The sequence below is a fragment of the Pseudomonas sp. R3-57 genome, from assembly GCF_051132065.1.
Classification (GTDB): domain Bacteria; phylum Pseudomonadota; class Gammaproteobacteria; order Pseudomonadales; family Pseudomonadaceae; genus Aquipseudomonas.
In genome coordinates, this window is the sequence record NZ_CP071655.1 from 3515704 (window position 1) to 3531568 (window position 15865).

General features: G+C 60.7%; 15 protein-coding genes. 3 read left to right on the forward strand and 12 right to left on the reverse strand.

Annotated features, from left to right (window positions below; all coding sequences use genetic code 11):
- Window positions 1-32: 32 nt before the first annotated feature.
- The 9 genes from J3P93_RS15675 to gspG form a co-directional block, all read right to left on the reverse strand.
- Entirely contained in the window at window positions 33-1142 is a 1110-nt protein-coding gene (locus J3P93_RS15675) for a substrate-binding domain-containing protein (protein ID WP_434589346.1), read from the reverse strand.
- A gap of 94 nt (window positions 1143-1236) precedes the next feature.
- Entirely contained in the window at window positions 1237-2346 is a 1110-nt protein-coding gene (locus J3P93_RS15680; RefSeq protein ID WP_434589348.1) for a substrate-binding domain-containing protein, read from the reverse strand.
- Between the two features lie 499 nt (window positions 2347-2845).
- A complete protein-coding gene (gspF, locus tag J3P93_RS15685) occupies window positions 2846-4057 on the reverse strand; it encodes a type II secretion system inner membrane protein GspF (protein WP_434589350.1) in 1212 nt (403 codons plus the stop codon).
- Window positions 4057-5463: a type II secretion system ATPase GspE gene (gene gspE, locus J3P93_RS15690; protein WP_206416443.1), complete on the reverse strand. Its 1407-nt coding sequence runs from the start codon at window positions 5461-5463 to the stop codon at window positions 4057-4059. Before gspE ends, gspF begins: the two co-directional genes overlap by 1 nt.
- Window positions 5464-5617: 154 nt before the next feature.
- The gene (gspD, locus tag J3P93_RS15695) at window positions 5618-7984 is read right to left on the reverse strand and encodes a type II secretion system secretin GspD (protein ID WP_434589353.1); all 2367 of its coding nucleotides are present in this window, start codon (window positions 7982-7984) and stop codon (window positions 5618-5620) included.
- The gene (gspM, locus tag J3P93_RS15700; RefSeq protein ID WP_434589355.1) at window positions 7981-8523 is read right to left on the reverse strand and encodes a type II secretion system protein GspM; all 543 of its coding nucleotides are present in this window, start codon (window positions 8521-8523) and stop codon (window positions 7981-7983) included. The genes gspD and gspM overlap by 4 nt, the downstream gene beginning before the upstream one ends.
- The gene (gene gspL, locus J3P93_RS15705; RefSeq protein WP_434589357.1) at window positions 8516-9694 is read right to left on the reverse strand and encodes a type II secretion system protein GspL; all 1179 of its coding nucleotides are present in this window, start codon (window positions 9692-9694) and stop codon (window positions 8516-8518) included. Before gspL ends, gspM begins: the two co-directional genes overlap by 8 nt.
- Window positions 9691-10650 carry a type II secretion system minor pseudopilin GspK gene (gene gspK, locus J3P93_RS15710; protein WP_434589359.1) on the reverse strand — a complete coding sequence of 320 codons (960 nt, stop codon included), beginning with the start codon at window positions 10648-10650 and terminating at the stop codon, window positions 9691-9693. The genes gspL and gspK overlap by 4 nt, the downstream gene beginning before the upstream one ends.
- Window positions 10651-10658: 8 nt before the next feature.
- Complete coding sequence (gspG, locus tag J3P93_RS15715; protein WP_434589361.1) at window positions 10659-11117, reverse strand: type II secretion system major pseudopilin GspG; 459 nt, start codon at window positions 11115-11117, stop codon at window positions 10659-10661.
- A gap of 147 nt (window positions 11118-11264) precedes the next feature.
- Here gspG and gspI point away from each other — a divergent pair, with 147 nt between their 5' ends.
- Window positions 11265-11651 (forward strand): type II secretion system minor pseudopilin GspI, encoded by a 387-nt coding sequence (gene gspI, locus J3P93_RS15720; RefSeq protein ID WP_434589363.1) that lies wholly within the window; start codon window positions 11265-11267, stop codon window positions 11649-11651.
- A 93-nt stretch (window positions 11652-11744) separates the two neighbouring features.
- On the opposite strand, the gene J3P93_RS15725 is transcribed toward gspI, so the two are convergent.
- On the reverse strand, window positions 11745-12374 hold the full coding sequence (locus J3P93_RS15725) for a dTMP kinase (RefSeq protein WP_434589365.1): 630 nt from the start codon (window positions 12372-12374) through the stop codon (window positions 11745-11747).
- A gap of 101 nt (window positions 12375-12475) precedes the next feature.
- Here J3P93_RS15725 and J3P93_RS15730 point away from each other — a divergent pair, with 101 nt between their 5' ends.
- Window positions 12476-13537, forward strand: a complete 1062-nt coding sequence (locus tag J3P93_RS15730) for an SDR family oxidoreductase (protein ID WP_434589367.1) — start codon at window positions 12476-12478, stop codon at window positions 13535-13537.
- A 143-nt stretch (window positions 13538-13680) separates the two neighbouring features.
- Here J3P93_RS15730 and J3P93_RS15735 read toward each other — a convergent pair whose 3' ends face one another.
- On the reverse strand, window positions 13681-14862 hold the full coding sequence (locus tag J3P93_RS15735) for a hypothetical protein (RefSeq protein ID WP_434589369.1): 1182 nt from the start codon (window positions 14860-14862) through the stop codon (window positions 13681-13683).
- A 241-nt stretch (window positions 14863-15103) separates the two neighbouring features.
- Between J3P93_RS15735 and J3P93_RS15740 the strand changes: the two genes are divergently transcribed.
- Entirely contained in the window at window positions 15104-15631 is a 528-nt protein-coding gene (locus tag J3P93_RS15740; protein WP_434589370.1) for an SH3 domain-containing protein, read from the forward strand.
- A 26-nt stretch (window positions 15632-15657) separates the two neighbouring features.
- On the opposite strand, the gene J3P93_RS15745 is transcribed toward J3P93_RS15740, so the two are convergent.
- Window positions 15658-15855 (reverse strand): Rieske 2Fe-2S domain-containing protein, encoded by a 198-nt coding sequence (locus J3P93_RS15745; protein WP_434589372.1) that lies wholly within the window; start codon window positions 15853-15855, stop codon window positions 15658-15660.
- Between the last annotated feature and the right edge of the window lie 10 nt (window positions 15856-15865).

The following is a 15865-nucleotide window of genomic DNA, read 5'->3' on the forward strand; positions in this document are numbered from 1 at the left end:
CAGGGGCTGCCATTGATTGGCACGCCGCTTTCTCAAAGGGGACGGCCAATCCCGTTGCACACGGAAGGGTTGTTGATGTCGAGGTTGTAGCCAGTGGTGTTGGTGATGAAGTTGGCGGTAACGGCGTTTTTCCAGCTCAGTGGCATCACCAGTAATTTGTGCGCCACCACTGCGGCATTGTTGCCAGGATTGCTGTAGTGGGTGGTCAGGAAGGCGCGAATCTCGTTGGCCACGTTGGCATCCCTGTAGCACTGCCCGATGATCAAGTTGCTGTAGGCGACCATTTTGTAGCCGTTGAAAGGGTTCGCCACCACGGGCGACCAATTGGCGGGATTGGCTGCCTGAGACGCTGACGCCGGTGGCGCAACGGACGACAGTCCGAGCGCGATGTTGATCAGGGTTGGCAACACACCATTAAGACGCGCAACGACAGTGTTATCGCTCACCAGTACACCGTCAGGGCCGGAGTAACCGATCGAGCCGTCGACCTGATTGATCGTAGGCAGGACATCTCTGTCGCTCGACACCCCGACCCAGTTGCTCGGCAGTGTCGAACCTGACGGCTGGCGCGCCGTCGTGAACAACGAACTGGTCGAGAACTTTGTCGGGCAAACGGAATTGAGGTGGCGAGTGAGGATTTCCGAAGTGCCGCTGGCGTTGTTCCGGTAGACCACGCGAATCGGTGTGGTGTCGGCAGTGCCCATGAGATGGCCCCACGTTGGGGCCTCACCCGACAGCGCCCAGCACAACTGGCTGCTCGTCAGGTTGAGATTACTGATACCGCTTTTCTTATAAGACACGGCGATTGCAGTGCCAACGGATGGCAGCTGGATCAGCGGACCATAACTGGCGTAAAAAGCGCTGTTGTATTGGCTGATTTCGCTTGGCGTCAGGATCGAATCGCTGCCAGTGAAATGCACAGTGCCTGTAGTGCCGAACGGCGCAGCATTGTTGCTTAAAAACGCCGCTTTACCTGCCCCGCTGCCAACACCGGCGTAGCTGAAACTGACCGGCAAAATGCTGTTGGCCGAGCCCTTGTAAAGCGCCGCAGGCAACGTCGCCCCGCCACCGGTCACCGCCAACGCGTGGCCCGACATCAACGCCGCCGACAGCAACGCAACCTTTGCAATGTGTTTGTACATGTTCAATCTCCTTATCGAATGCCCCGCGAACGGGAGCCAAAAAAAATGGCAGCCCCGAGGGCTGCCATTCGTGTTGCAGAGTGAATCGAGCGTCTTACTGAGGACGACCGATGGTGTTGCAGACGCTGGTGTTGTTGATGTTCAGGTTGTAACCGGTAGCGTTGGAAACGAACGTCTCATACACCTTGGTTTTCCAGGCCGATGGAACGGTTACGAAACCGTGGTTCTTGATGGCCAGGTCGTTGGTGGTGGTGTTGTAGTGAGTGGTCAGGAAAGCCTTCACGTCGTTGGCCACAGCTGCATCCTTGTAGCACTGACCGACGATGAGGTTGGTGTAGGCAGCCAGTTTGTAACCGATGGCCGGGTTAGCCACCACTGGCGACCAGCGAATCGGGTCAGCAGCCAGAGCAGCGGTCGCTGGTGGAGTTACCGAAGCCAGTGCCAGGGCAACGTTGGCCGACGTTGGCTGTACGTTGTTGATGCGTGAAACCAGGGCGTTGCTGGTGGCGTCAATGCCATCCGGACCGACATAACCGAGCGAACCATCAACGGCTGCAACGGTAGGCGCAACGTCAGCAGTGCCAGCGACACCGACCCAGTTCGAAGGCAAGGTGGAACCGGCTGGACGTGCCTTGACGAACGTCGAGTTGGTGGTGAATTTGGTTGGGCAGACAGCATTCAGGTGACGGGTGAGAATTTCCGAAGTACCGCTGGAAGTGTTGCGATAAACGATGCGGATCGGCGTGGTGTCAGCAGTGCCCAGCAGGCCGCCCCAGGTCGTCACGGTGCCCGAGAAGGCGTCGCACAGTTGAGCGCTGGTCAGGTTCAGAGCGGTCTGGCCGGATTTTTTGTAAGGGATGGCAACCGAAGTGGCAACCGAAGGCAGTTGGATCAGCGGGCCGTATGAAGCACCGAAAGCGCTGTTGTAGGTGCTGATTTCCGAAGCGCTGAGCACCGAGTCGCTGCCGGCGAAGTGCACGGTGCCGGTGGCGCCAAAGCCAGTGGCGACGTTGGTCAGGAAGGCCGTTTTGCCGGCGCCGCTACCCACAGCCGCGTAGCTGAAGTTGGCCGGCAGGATGCTGTCGGCAGAACCTTTGTACAGAGCGGCAGGCAGAGTTGCACCACCACCGGTAACGGCCATGGCTTGTGCGGAAGCCAGAGCGGCGACGGTCAGGGATGCGGCGATCAGAGTGCGCTTGAACATGAAGAATCTCCTTTTCAACTAGGTTGTGAACACAGGTTTTTCGGATGACTTGCATGACGCTTTTATTGAGGACTCACCGGGCCCTCGCTGGCTGGCCGGGGTTAAGTCGCACTGAGAAATTCGCAGTTTCCGGTGACAGATAAAGGAAAAAACCTCGGGAGCTGAACGCTGTTTTCAGAGCGGTTTTCTCGGGTGTTTGCGGGGGTTGGAGGGGTGTCTGGACCGCGGATTTGGCGCAATCGGGCTGGAGCCGTTGGCGGGTGGTTGCAGATGACAGAAAGGAGAACCCGAGGATGGTTCTTTTGAGGGTCGGGTGATGGAGAATCTTTTGCAAAAACTTTGAATTGTTCATTGGCCTGACTGGCCTCATCGCTGGCAAGCCAGCTCCCACAAGGAGCCAGGTTGACAATGCGAACTGCGACACAACACAAAACCCTGTGGGAGCTGGCTTGCCAGCGATGAGGCCGGCCCAGTCACAATCAATATTTCAGGCACACCGCTACTGGACCAATTGGTTGATCTCAATGATCGGCAACAACACCGCCATCACAATCACCAGCACCACCCCACCCATCACCACAATCATCAGCGGCTCCAGCAGTGCGGTCATGCCCATCGCCCGGCGCTCGATGTCGCGCGACAGGGTCTGCGCCGCACGCTCGAGCATGGGCGGCAACGAGCCGGTTTTTTCGCCGCTGGCGATCAGGTGAATCAGCACTGGCGGAAACACGTTTTCGACGCGCAACGCCGCCGCCAGATTCGCCCCCTCGCGCACTTTTGCGGTCGCCTCGCTGACGCTCAGACTCAAGCGATCATTGGACAACGTCTGCCGCGCCGCCTCCAGTGCGCGCAACAACGGCACCCCGGCGCCGCCGAGAATCGCCAGTGTCGAAGCGAAGCGCGCAGTGTTCAGGCCCAGAATAAACCGTCCGAACAGTGGCAACTTCAGCACCCGATGATGCCAGCGCAACCGCGCCGCCGGGTTGCGCAAATACAAGCGCCAGCACCAGAACGCCCCGGCGATGAGCGCCGCACACAACCAGCCCCAGGCACGAATGAAATCACTCGCGGTGAGCATCGCCAGAGTCAGCCCCGGCAGATCCTGGCGCGCCTGGGAAAACGCACTGACCACCTGCGGCACCACATAACTGAGCAGGAAAATCACAATGCCGATCGACACCAGACCGACCACGCCCGGGTAGATGAACGCGGTGAGAATCTTGCCGCGCAGGTTGTTGCGCTCCTCGATGTAATCCGCGAGGCGTTCCATGACCTGCGCCAGATCCCCGGACTCCTCCCCTGCGGCGATCAGCGCCCGATAGATCTCGGGAAAATCCCGCGGTCGCGCCGCCAGCGATTCCGCCAGGCGCATGCCGCTGCGCACATCGGCGCGCACGGCGCTGAGGGTGTGGGCGATGTGCTTTTTCTCCGCCTGCTCGACCGTGGCACTCAGCGCCGCTTCCAGCGGCAGACTCGCGCCCAGCAGGCTCGCCAGTTGCCGCGTGGCCCAGGCCAGATCGTTGTCCGACAGCCTGGCACTGAACAATCCGCCGCCGCCGTGCTGGGCAACGTTGCTCTCCTTGTGCACCGACAGCGCGGTCAAACCACGCCCGCGCAAGGCGCTGAACGCCGCGCCCTGACTGTCCGCCTCCAGATGCCCGGACTCGATCTTGCCGCTGGCATCGGCGGCCTCAAAACGATAGCGATTCATCAGGCGTCCCGGGTTACACGCAGGATTTCTTCCGGCGCGGTGGCGCCGCTGCGGATCCAGCGCTCACCGTCCTCGCGCAAACTGAACATCCCGGCTTTGGCGGCCGAGGCGCGCAAGGCCTGCTCCCCTGCCCCTTGGTGAATCAGCGTGCGGATGTCGTCGTCGATACAGAACAATTCATGAATGCCGGTGCGGCCGCTGTAACCGGTCTGATTGCACGCGGCGCAGCCGACCGGGCGCCAGGTGCCGGGCGCGGCCGGGTCTTCCTGTTTGCACTGGTTGCACAGACGGCGCACCAGTCGTTGCGCGAGCACGCCAAGCATCGATGAGGCCAGCAGAAACGGCTCGACGCCCATGTCGATCAAGCGGTTGACCGCCGACACCGCGTCGTTGGTGTGCAGCGTCGCCAACACCAAGTGACCGGTCAGCGAGGCCTGCACGGCGATTTGTGCGGTTTCCAGATCGCGGATCTCGCCGATCATGATGATGTCCGGGTCCTGGCGCAGAATCGCCCGCAGCGCCAGGGCGAAGGTCATGTCGATCTTGGCGTTGACCTGAATCTGGCTGATCCCCGGCAGGTCATATTCGACTGGGTCTTCTACGGTCAGAATGTTGCTGGTGCTGGCGTCCAGTCGCGCCAGCGCTGCGTAGAGACTGGTGGTCTTGCCGCTGCCGGTCGGCCCGGTGACCAGCACGATGCCGTGGGGCTGGCGGATCAGCTGATCGAGCTTGGCCAGCACCTGCGCATCCATGCCGAGGGTCTCCAGTTGCAGGCGCCCGGCCTGCTTGTCGAGCAAGCGCATCACCACCCGTTCGCCATGGCCGGTCGGCACCGTCGACACACGAATATCGATCGGCCGCCCGGCCACGCGCAAGGCGATCCGGCCGTCTTGCGGCAGGCGTTTTTCGGCGATGTCGAGCTGGGCCATGATCTTGATCCGCGACACCAGTGCGCCGTGCAGCGCCTTGCGCGGCGAGACCACATCGCGCAGGGTGCCGTCGACGCGGTAGCGCACCACCGAATGGGTCTCGAACGGCTCGATATGAATGTCGCTGGCCTCGTCGCGCGCCGCCTGGGTCAGCAAGGCGTTGATCATGCGGATCACCGGCGCGCCGTCCTGGGTGTCGAGCAGGTCGGTGATTTCCGGCATGTCCTGCATCAAGCGATCAAGGTCGACTTCGTTTTCCGCAGCACCGACCACGGCGGCAGCGCTGCCGGTGTCGGAATACGCGGCGGCAAGCAAGCCGTCGAGTTCGTCATCACGCACCCGCTCCAGCCGCGCCACGCCGAACTGGCGCCGCGCTTCGCTGATCGACCAGCCCGGCGTCGACGGGCACACGGTCAGCACGTCATCGCGCAGCAGAATCCGCTGCGCCTTGGCCCAGGCGTAGGGCAAGCGACTCAAGACACACACCTGCCCGTAGGCACTTGATCGTTCCCATGCTCCGCGTGGGAATGCAGCAAGGGACGCTCTGCGTCCCAAAGCCGACGCAGAGCGTCGCAAGAGGCATTCCCACACAGAGCATGGGAACGATCAACATCACAACGGGACGTGGTGTTCATCGGATGGGCACTGCCTTGATCGTCGCGCGCGGGCTGGAAGTCGGCACCACCGCCGGCACGCCTTGCGCCGCCGAAGGCAACTGAGGCGCCTGCATGTCCGGCATCGCCCAGCTGCGTTCCGGTTGCAGACCGCCCTGCGCGCGGCGCATGAAGTCGTAGCGGTTCAGCGTAATGCTGCGCCCCGCTTCGCTGTCGCGAATGATGTACGGGCGCAGGAACACCATCAGGTTGGTCTTGGTGATCGCCCGGCGCTCGTTGCGAAACAGCGCGCCGATTCCCGGAATTGTCGACAGCCACGGCACCGCGTCATTGCTCTGGCTGTAGCCGTCCTGCAGCAGGCCGCCGAGAACCATGATCTGGCCGTCATCGAGCAGAATGCTGGTGTCGATCGCGCGTTTGTTGGTGACGATGCCGGCGGCATTCACGCTGGCGGAAGCGCGCTCGTCAATGCTGCTGACTTCCTGATAGATGTCGAGCTTGACCGTGCCGCCCTCGGAAATCTGCGGGCGCACATTGAGCTTGAGGCCGACCTCTTCGCGGGTCACGGTCTGGAACGGGTTGTTGCTGGTGCCACCGCCACCGGTGACGTAACTGCCGCTGACAAACGGGATGGTCTGGCCGACGAAAATGCTCGCCGCTTCGTTGTCCAGGGTCAGCAGGTTGGGCGTCGACAGCACGTTGGTGCCGCCCTTGCTCTTCAGAGCGCGGGCCAGCACTTTGAGGTCGAGAATCTTGCCGATGCCGGGAATGTCGACGGTGCCGTTGACGTAGCCGAGGTTCAGCCCCTGCGGCAGCACATCGAGGCTGGTCTTACCGCTGAGGTTGATCCCCGAGCCGCCCAGATTGGCACCGCCGATCACGCCTTTGCCGCCGAGATCGCCGGTCTGCCATTGCACACCGAACTCGCTGGCATCGTCCTCGCCGACTTCGACGATCAGGCTTTCGATTACGACTTGCGCGCGGCGCTGGTCGAGCAAATCGATGACCTCGCGCAGGTTGCGGTACAGCGGCTCCGGCGCGGAAATCAGCAAGGTGTTGGTGGTGGCGTCGGCCTGAATGGTCACGCCGCCGGCGGTGAACGCCACGTTCTGCTCGCTGCTTTGCGCCCCGCCGCTACTGCTGCCGGCACTGCCGCCTTGGGCATAACTGCCGCCGCTGCTGCCGCTGTTGGTCGTGGTCGAATTGCCGGTGGTGGGTGTGCCGCTCTGACCAGCCTGCCCAGCGTTGCCACCGGTGCTGCTGCCCATGCTGCTGAGCACCGAGCGCGCAGTGTCGCTGCTGCCGCTGTCGCTCTCACCGGTAAGAAGACCGCGCAGCGCCTGCGCCAGTTTCGCCGCTTGCGCGTTGCGCAGGTACACCACATGCAGATTGCTCGGATTGCTCTGCGCGTTGTCGAGTTTGTAGATCAGGTTGCGCGCCAGCTCGGTGCGCTCGGGGCTGCCGGCGCGGATGATGATGCTGTTGGAGCGCGGATCACCGATCACGGCGATTTTTTGCGTCGGATCGTTGCCCGGTGCGTCGAGCAGATCGGCGACCATCGGCGCGATGTCGGCAGCAATGCCGTTCTGGATCTGCACCACGTCGGTGTCGATCGCGCTTGGCGAATCGATGCTGGCGATCAACTGCGCAACGCGCGTGAGGTTCTCGGCGTAATCGGTAATGACGATGGTGTTGTTGCCCGGATAAGCGTTGATCGGGTTATTCGGCGAGACGATCGGCCGCAGCACCGGAATCAGGTTCACCGCGTTCTCGTATTGCAGGCGAAAGGTGCGGGTGAGCATGCCGTTGCCGGCCGGTTTGTCGGCGCTGTAGATCGGCCCGCCGAGCAGTTTCGCATCGGCTTCCGGCACCACTTGGGCGACGCCGCCGACATCGACCACGCTGAAACCCTGCATGCGCAATGCCGCCAGCAACATGTCGTAAGCCTGCCGCGCCGGCACCTGCCCTTCCGAAACCAGGGTCAGCGTGCCCTTGACCCGCGGATCGACGAGAAACTGCTGGCCGGTCGAACGCGACAGCGCGCGCACCACCGCTTGTATATCGGCGTCGACAAAATTCAATGTCACCGGTTGATCACCCAACGGATTGCTCGGCAAGCTGCTGCCCGTAGACGTGGCCCCGGCCCGCGCGCTTTTGCTGATGTTGTGCAACTGTTTGGGCGCCGGTCGCGCCTGCGCCTGCGCGCGTTCGCGATCGAGCACCGCGTCGCCGCTGCGCTGGGTACTCGCCAGCGGTCGGCCCAATTCACTGTCGACCAGCAACGGCGGCTGATTTTGCGGCGTTCCGGTGTTGCTGCACGCACTCAACGCCATCAGCAACAACGGCAATGCCAGTTGTGCCGGTTTGGATCCTGACCCCTTCATGAAGCTTCCTTAGCGCCCAGCGCCTGATCCATGCGAACGGTGCCTGACAACGTGCCGGCAGTGACTTCGGTCGAGGGGTTGTCTGCGCGTTGCAAACGGGCCTCAACCACTTGCAGAGAAAGTTGCGACGGCGTGCTCAGCAGCCAGTCGATTACCGCGTCCGCTGGCGCGCCATCGAAGGTCAACTGCCAGGCGCCGGCCTCACCGGGTTGCAATTGATAGTGCCCGGCCAGGCTGCTGGCGTGCAGGGTTTGCTCCAGCGCCTGGGCCACGCTTTGCCCGTCCGGGCGCACGCTGACTTCGCGCAGCAGCACCTCCAGCGCTTCGGTTTGTGCGCGCAACTTCGGTGTTTCGGTTTGCCAATAGCTGATTTTTTTCAATGGCGGCTGGATCAGCGCAACCCACAGTAAAAGGCCAATCAGCGCCACGGCCATGCCGCCGACCATGCGTTTCTCGCGCGACGCCAACGGCTGCCAGCGCGCCTGCAACTGAGCGCTGAAGCGCTGCCACTTCGCCCGGTAAGGCGCGAGCTTATTCATCTTCTTCCGCTCCGCTGCTGTCGTCGCTGTCGCTTGCGGCGGCTTCGCTGGACGGGCGCAAAATCCAGCCCTCGTCGTCGGCGGTGACGCTGATGCCGGCCTGCGCCAAGGTGGTTTGCCACTCCTGATTGTTCGCGCTGCGCCGGGCCTCGCTGAGCAACGCCAGTTGCAAGGTGTCGTCGGCAAAGGTCAGGCGCTCGACCGTGCCGGCCATGGACGGCATGCTGCTGCCGGCCTGCAATACCAGGCGGTTGAAGGTTTGCGCCGGATCATCTGTCGCGCCCTTCTGCCGCTCGGCCAATTGCTGCCGCGCCTGTTGCAGCGGGTTGAGAATCACCGGCAACTGCGGAAACGCCTGTTTGACCCGCTGACTCATCTGCGCCTTGAGCTGCTGGCCCTGACTGGCTTCGCGCGCGGCGTACAGATTCAGGCCAACGACCCACACCGCGACAGCCAGCGCCGATAAGCCGATCGCCCGGCCCCAGCCGCGATGTTCGGTAGTCTGCGACTGCACCGCGCCGTGCAAGCCCCAACCCGGCAACGGCCCGGTCCAGCGCTGCGCATCGGCCATCGGCACCTCGGCAGACACCGGCGCCTGATCGCCAATCCAGTGCAGGGTGGTGCCCGGCTCCCACATCGCGGTGTCGACGTCCTCGCCGAACAACGGTTGCACCCGCGCCGCCTGCACACTGTCGCGCAGCAGCAGATGCCCGTCCCGCACACACGCGACGGTGCCCGGCAACACCGGCAAGCTGTAGGCCGCCGGGTAGAGACCGCGCAGATTCAAACCCGCGTGTTTCAACAACTGCGCCAGTTGCTGCAACGGCTGACGCGGTGCCCAGGCGATCTGCACCCGCCCGGCCTCGTCGCGCGGCCCGTGGGCAACGTGCATCTCGCTGAGGTCGCCAAGCACCAAGGCCTGCGCCGCGCACTGCACCGCCGCTGCGGTTTTATTGGCCGGCAGCGGCGGCAGGTCGATACTCGCCAACAGGCTGTCCGCCGGGTGCAGAAAACCCAGCAGCGGCGGCAGTTTCGGCACTTGGCTCAACTGCCTCAAGCTCATGGATTGTTCACGGCTGACCTGACCGGCACGGTCCAGCCAGGCAACGTGCAGCTCGCTGTCCAGATCAAGATTTGCCAGTGGTGGCAGCGCAACTCTGAGCTGACTCATGCGCCCACCCGCGACCAGATCACTTGTGGCAAGCGGTCCTGACTGCGATGCAGCAACGCCTCGAGACTGACGCGCCGCTGATCGCGCCGCGCTTCGCCGCGCAGGCGAAACCAGTCGCTGGTGATGCCGACCCGCACAGTGGTCAGCTCCAGTTCCGGCATGCGCAAGCGGTTGACGAAATCGCCCCGGTTGATGAACCAGCGCCCGGCATCGCGCTCATTGATCAGCGCCTGCGCCCGCTCCAGCGACAACCCCGGCACATACGCCGCCAACACCGGCGCGGTGGCGGTGTTGCCGTTGAGCCAGGTCGTCGCCGGAATCACCGTCAGGTACGCCGCGAGTTTGCCGATCACCGCGTCATTTACGCCATCGATGCTGCGCAAATCCTCAAGGCTGCGCAGCATCGGCAGCGTCGGGTTTTGTGGTTTGCGTGAAGCATTGGGCGAGGTCAAGCGGCCACTGTCGAAAGTGTTTTTCGTGGTCTCAGCGATCTGCGCATTGATCAGTCGCGGGTAAGAGCCGATCACCCGCTGAATGATCCGCTGGCTCAACCCGGCATTGACACCGAGCAACCCGCACAAGCGCTCGAACGCTCGTACCTGCTCATCATCAACTCGTTCGTTGGCCACCAGATTGCGCAGGTTGAACTTGCCCTGCTCATCCTCCAGCCGCCCTTGAAAACCCTGCGCATTCAAGCTTTGCGCCCACGGCTGATCGAGCCGGGTCAACGGGTCACGCTGGCGTACATCCCACAGCAATTGACGACTGATTTCCAGCCCGCCCTGCGCCAGCCAGCGCCCTTGAATGCGCTGCTGATCGGCTTCCAGCGCACGGGTCGACACGCTCTGGCGCGTCAACATCCCCGCCGCGATCACCGCCACCACGGCGGCAATCAACAAGGCGCTGATGATCGCCATGCCTCCCTGCTTCGCCCCCTTGGGCGAACGGCGATTCATGGCCGGCCTTACAACTGCCAGGAACCGATATCGGCATTCACGCCGTCGCCGTCCGGCTGACCGTCGGCACCGAGGGAAAAGATGTCGATCTCGCCATTGGCACCGGGGTTGAGGTATTGATAAGGCCGGCCCCACGGATCGTTCGGCAAGCGCTCCAGGTACGAGCGCCAGTTGCTGTTCTTCGCATCCGCCGGCCGCTCGACCAGCACTTTCATCCCCTGATTCATGCTCGGGTACGTGCCGTGGTCGAGGCGATACAACTTCAACGCCTGCATCAACCCGCCAACATCCTGCTTGGCCGCCGTCGCCCGCGCCTGATCCGGCCGGTCGAGCACCTTGGGCACCACCATCGCCGCGAGAATCCCCAGAATGACCACCACCACCATGATCTCGATCAGGGTAAAACCCTGCTGCCCACGCGGCGTGCGCAGCGGTTGCTGGCGCGAAGTGAAAGGTGCGATATCCATCTCGACAATCCCTGGCTTGGTTCGATTCGACGCGCAGTGTTGCAAGAAGATATGTCAGGGATGTTGAAAATCCTCGGGAGTTTTCGTCGTCAAGCCGTCAAGCGTGCGGGTTAGCGTCGAGGACTGTTTTTTGCTTTTGGGGCTTTTATGCCTGCGCGTTCCCGCCAAAGCGGATTCACCCTGATTGAAGTGCTGGTGGCGCTGGCGATCATCGCCGTGGCGATGTCCGCGGCTGTACGCGTGGCGGGAATGATGACGCAGAGCAACGGGCTGCTGCGGGATCGGTCGATTGCGCTGGTGGCGGCGCAGAGCCGGATGGCGGAGTTGCGATTGGAGGGGCGGTTGCCGGTGGGCCTGAAAGCCGTTGAGTGTGATCAGGGGCGGTTGTTGTTGCGCTGTGAGCAGGTGATCGCGACCGCAGAAAAGGGACGGCTCCTCACGGTTGGCATTCAAGTATTTGACCGCAGTCAGGATGCGCCGCCGTTGGCCAGGCTGGAGACTTCATTGTCACGGACGGACAGCCCCTCACCCTAGCCCTCTCCCCCAGGAGAGGGAACTGATTCGGGGAGATTCGAGGGTTGCGGCGGCCTGAACGGATCGCTTTGAATCCATCATCGGCCCGGTCATTCAGGTCGATGTGCAGAGTCTGCTCATCACACGACTGATCTCCCCAACCACCCGCCTAGTCGCCTCCTCGATCGTTCCCTCATTCCGGCATAAAAACCAACCCTGATCCGCGACGGCTTGTTCAAACGCCTGAGTACAAGCGACATGCTCCTCCAGACCGCGAAGCACGGTACTGCTCAAGCCGCGCCGTCGTGCAGCCGCCCTCGCCCAGGAGATCTCTGCCGCTGTGACCACGCCGACATGCAGGTCTGGCACCTGGACGTCACGATCAAGGTTCAACTGCAGGATTTCGGCGAACGGAACTGTCCGGCGAAACGCGGCCTCGGACGGGTACCAGCGATCGATCAGGATAATGCTGTCGGTGGGTTGTCTGGTCAGCACATGCCGGGAAATCCAGCCGCGGCTATCAGCCAGACGCTCGCAAACTTGCAGTTCCAGAGCCCGGTCAGGATGGCGGGCAAGCCGATTCACCAACTGCATGGTCTCGCCCCGGAACGGGTCGCTTTTTTTCTCGCAAAGCCGGATGACTTTCTGGTTGTCGGCCCTCAGGACTTCGGTGATGGCCTCCAACAGCGAGGTTTTGCCGACGCCTTTGGGGCCATCCAGCGCGACAAACAGCGGACGATTCATTTTCACAGGCTTCAACGGGGATGGGTGAACACTCTAACGGATTTTCAGGTTGAACCTCTGTTGCTCAGGCGTACTCCGAAACCTGAATACAGGAGAAACCTATGACTCAGACAGCTTTGGTCGTGGGCGCCAGCGGCATCGTCGGCAGCGCCATCACGCAGTTACTCATCGACAACCAGTGGCAGGTCGCCGCGCTATCGCGCCACCCCTCGCAAGCGCCAGGTGTGATCCCGGTCGCGGCTGATCTTCAAGATCCGGCTTCGCTGGAACGTGCACTTGCGGGGTTGAAACCCACCCATGTGTTCATCACCACATGGTCACGGCAAGCCACGGAAGCCGAGAACATTCGCGTCAATGCCGCCATGGTACGCAACGTCCTCAGCGCCGTTCGCCCAGCCAAGAGCGTTGAGCATGTAGCGCTGGTGACCGGCCTGAAACACTACCTCGGCCCGTTCGAAGCGTATGGAAAAGGCAGCCTGCCGCAAACACCGTTTCGCGAAGAGCAGGGTCGTCTGGATGTCGAGAATTTCTATTACGCCCAAGAAGACGAACTGTTCGCCGCAGCCGAAAAAGACGGCTTCACCTGGAGCGTTCATCGCCCGCATACCGTCACCGGAGTTGCCGTCGGCAACGCGATGAACATGGCAACCACCCTCGCCGTCTACGCCTCGATTTGCAAAAAAACCAACCGCCCTTTTGTTTTCCCCGGATCAAGGGTGCAGTGGGACAGCCTCACCGATATGACCGATGCCCGGCAGTTGGCGAAACAGCAACTGTGGGCGGCCACCACGCCGGCGGCGGCCAACCAGGCATTCAATGTCACCAATGGCGATGTGTTTCGCTGGAAATGGATGTGGGGCCGAATTGCCGAATATTTCGATTTGCGTGCTGCCGACTATCCCGCCTCCCCCTCACCCCTTGAAAAGCAGATGGCCAACGACCAAGCCGTATGGACGCAAATAGTCGCCGAACACGGCTTGAAAGAATCCGACATTGGTCGCCTGATATCGCCATGGCATACCGATGCTGACCTCGGCCGCCCTATCGAAGTGGTCACGGACATGTCGAAAAGCCGTGCAATGGGTTTCACGGCCTACCAGGCGAGCGATCAGGCTTTTTTCGATGTGTTCGACAAACTGCGCGAGATGCGCTTGATACCTTAGGTGATTGCGGAGCGAACAGGCTCAGCTGATTTGAAGCAGAGGTAAAGGAAATGGCAAGTGAATCAGACTTGCTGGACGACGTGCCAAAAGCAGCTCGACGCTAGTTGAAAAAAGCCCCGCACGTGCGGGGCCATTTATTGAGCTCAAGCAACTTTTCTTTGCTGCGACAACTGATTGTAGTACGTGATCAAATCCACTGTTTTAGCGCCGGCCATCGCTGACTGCACCTGGGCCGAAGTCATGCCATATTCGAGGTTGGCATTGTTCACCTGAAGATCAAGCTGCAATGAACCAGCTTGAGCATAGGAGTCATTCCATTCGCTTATGGCTTCATTGACGTCATTGAGCACTGCCGTGAAATTAGTAGAGCTGGCGTCAGAAATGGCTGTTCTGATGTCAGTTACCGCGGCATTCACATCATTTTCCAAGGTTTGCCATTCAGCCAATACTGCCTGCAGATTTGTCTCGATCGCTACCGACTGCGTCGCCAGATCAGCAAAGTTATGCGCTAACACGTGCAAGGTTGCGACATCGGCAGTAATACCCTGGATGATGGAAAGGGTCGATTTGATGCTCGCTTGATCAGCCTCTATTTGCTTGGCGTCCAGCGCAATATAAGTGCTGGCAACAGCGATCGCTGGGCCAAGCATAAACCAGACAAGCGCGCCAACTGGCCAAAGTGCAATTGTCGCAACAGTCCCCAATGTCAATGCCACACCGTCAGCAATACCAAGCGCAATAATGGCAGCTGTGAGGCTTTTGATGTCGGCCTTCAATTGATCAATTTGAGCATTGAGCTTGTCAATTTGAGCTTGGTCAGCATTGGCATCGACTGTCGACTTATCAGCGATGCTCTGTAGCTGGGCGGCCATATCCGGAAGCGTGTCACGTGATGTTTGTAAGGCGACAATTGCTCCGCTGATGAACGAGGTCACCAGGCCAAGCTGGTTAGTGAGCGTAGTCAGATCTTGATTGAGCGTCGCCAGTGCTATCTGATTCGTTGGCTGAGCGACCAGTGTTTCGCTTTGGCTTTTGGCATCCTGAAGAACCTGGCTGATCACTGCGTTGTAGCCGATCACCTCTTGGGGGACGTTCAGCAAACGGGCCATAACGGTATTGACCCAATTCAGCGCGTCGCCATTGGCCGCTTCAAAAGCGCTGACAAAGGACTGCCAATCCGGCGGCACTTGATGGAGGGTAGGCAGGCTTGACCCCAAGACACTTGTCATTACGGTATTGACCGCAACTACGTTCTGCTTGTAGTCAGTTTGTACTTGAACGAGAGAGCCGGAACTTTTACGAATTGCATGGGCGAGAGACAGCATGACGTGTTGCTCCTTTGGGTGCTGCGGTTGGGTGATCCTTCAACTGAAACCAAGCTTAGTGACAAAGCATCGGAGCAATGGAATGTTTGGGTTTATGGATGAGAGCCAAAGGAAATAACCGGGCTGCATACGAGAGACAAGACCGCTAAACACGAAGGGACGTCTAATCTCACTGTAAGCCGGCGTAATCAAGTTGGTCGCGATGAAAACTGATTAATCGATATCTGTAGGAGCAATGGATATGCGCAAAAAATCCCAATCCTGGTTTGTCCCGCTATTGATCCTGTTCGCCGTTCTTTGGGTGATCGGCAAAAAGGACACTCCTCCATCTCAGGTTCAACCCGCCGCCCAGAGCACACCTGATAAATTGATCTCCGTTCCGGCTACATCTACCTCACCAATAGCCCCACCTGCAGACCAATACGTCAGCACAGACAAACTCAACATCCGAGATCAACCCGGCGGAAAAGTCATTTCCAGGCTTCAGCGCGGAGATAAGGTGCAGGTCTTTGAAAAACGAAACGAGTGGGTACGCATAAGCATCGATGGCCAGCCAGCCAGGTGGCTTTCCTCCAAGAGTCTTTGCAGCGGTTCAGATTGCTACGTCGCGCCTGTTCCAAAACCTGCACGTGCCGCGCCGCAACCGGTGCGAAGCCCCGCTACTGAATATGGCTCATCGTGTTCATGTTCCTCCGGCAGCGTATGCATTGGGCCGCGAGGGGGAAGATACTGCATCACTTCAGGAGGGAAAAAGCGTTATGGCGTGTGACTTCAGGCGCAATGCCGCTACAGCTGTTAGACGTCTTCGGCGTCGTCAACAAGCGTAAGCGGTATGGTGGAACCACCACGATGGACACAGACATCGGATAGAAGACGGGCTTCTCCCTTGTCGTCGCGGAAGGCAACAAATGGCTGACCGAGCGGACGTACTGCCGCCAGTTTGCTGGTCAATTGCGCGGACGGCAGGACGACGTACCAAAGGTTTGTGAGCATGGGAGCGTTG

Excerpts from the sequence above, each read along its gene's own strand:
- J3P93_RS15675 (WP_434589346.1), bottom strand. The coding sequence starts at position 1,142 with ATGTACAAACACATTGCAAAGGTTGCGTTGCTGTCGGCGGCGTTGATG.
- J3P93_RS15680 (WP_434589348.1), bottom strand. The coding sequence starts at position 2,346 with ATGTTCAAGCGCACTCTGATCGCCGCATCCCTGACCGTCGCCGCTCTG.
- gspF (WP_434589350.1), bottom strand. The coding sequence starts at position 4,057 with ATGAATCGCTATCGTTTTGAGGCCGCCGATGCCAGCGGCAAGATCGAG.
- gspD (WP_434589353.1), bottom strand. The coding sequence starts at position 7,984 with ATGAAGGGGTCAGGATCCAAACCGGCACAACTGGCATTGCCGTTGTTG.
- gspM (WP_434589355.1), bottom strand. The coding sequence starts at position 8,523 with ATGAATAAGCTCGCGCCTTACCGGGCGAAGTGGCAGCGCTTCAGCGCT.
- gspL (WP_434589357.1), bottom strand. The coding sequence starts at position 9,694 with ATGAGTCAGCTCAGAGTTGCGCTGCCACCACTGGCAAATCTTGATCTG.
- gspK (WP_434589359.1), bottom strand. The coding sequence starts at position 10,650 with ATGAATCGCCGTTCGCCCAAGGGGGCGAAGCAGGGAGGCATGGCGATC.
- gspG (WP_434589361.1), bottom strand. The coding sequence starts at position 11,117 with ATGGATATCGCACCTTTCACTTCGCGCCAGCAACCGCTGCGCACGCCG.
- gspI (WP_434589363.1), top strand. The coding sequence starts at position 11,265 with ATGCCTGCGCGTTCCCGCCAAAGCGGATTCACCCTGATTGAAGTGCTG.
- J3P93_RS15725 (WP_434589365.1), bottom strand. The coding sequence starts at position 12,374 with ATGAATCGTCCGCTGTTTGTCGCGCTGGATGGCCCCAAAGGCGTCGGC.
- J3P93_RS15730 (WP_434589367.1), top strand. The coding sequence starts at position 12,476 with ATGACTCAGACAGCTTTGGTCGTGGGCGCCAGCGGCATCGTCGGCAGC.
- J3P93_RS15735 (WP_434589369.1), bottom strand. The coding sequence starts at position 14,862 with ATGCTGTCTCTCGCCCATGCAATTCGTAAAAGTTCCGGCTCTCTCGTT.
- J3P93_RS15740 (WP_434589370.1), top strand. The coding sequence starts at position 15,104 with ATGCGCAAAAAATCCCAATCCTGGTTTGTCCCGCTATTGATCCTGTTC.
- J3P93_RS15745 (WP_434589372.1), bottom strand. The coding sequence starts at position 15,855 with ATGCTCACAAACCTTTGGTACGTCGTCCTGCCGTCCGCGCAATTGACC.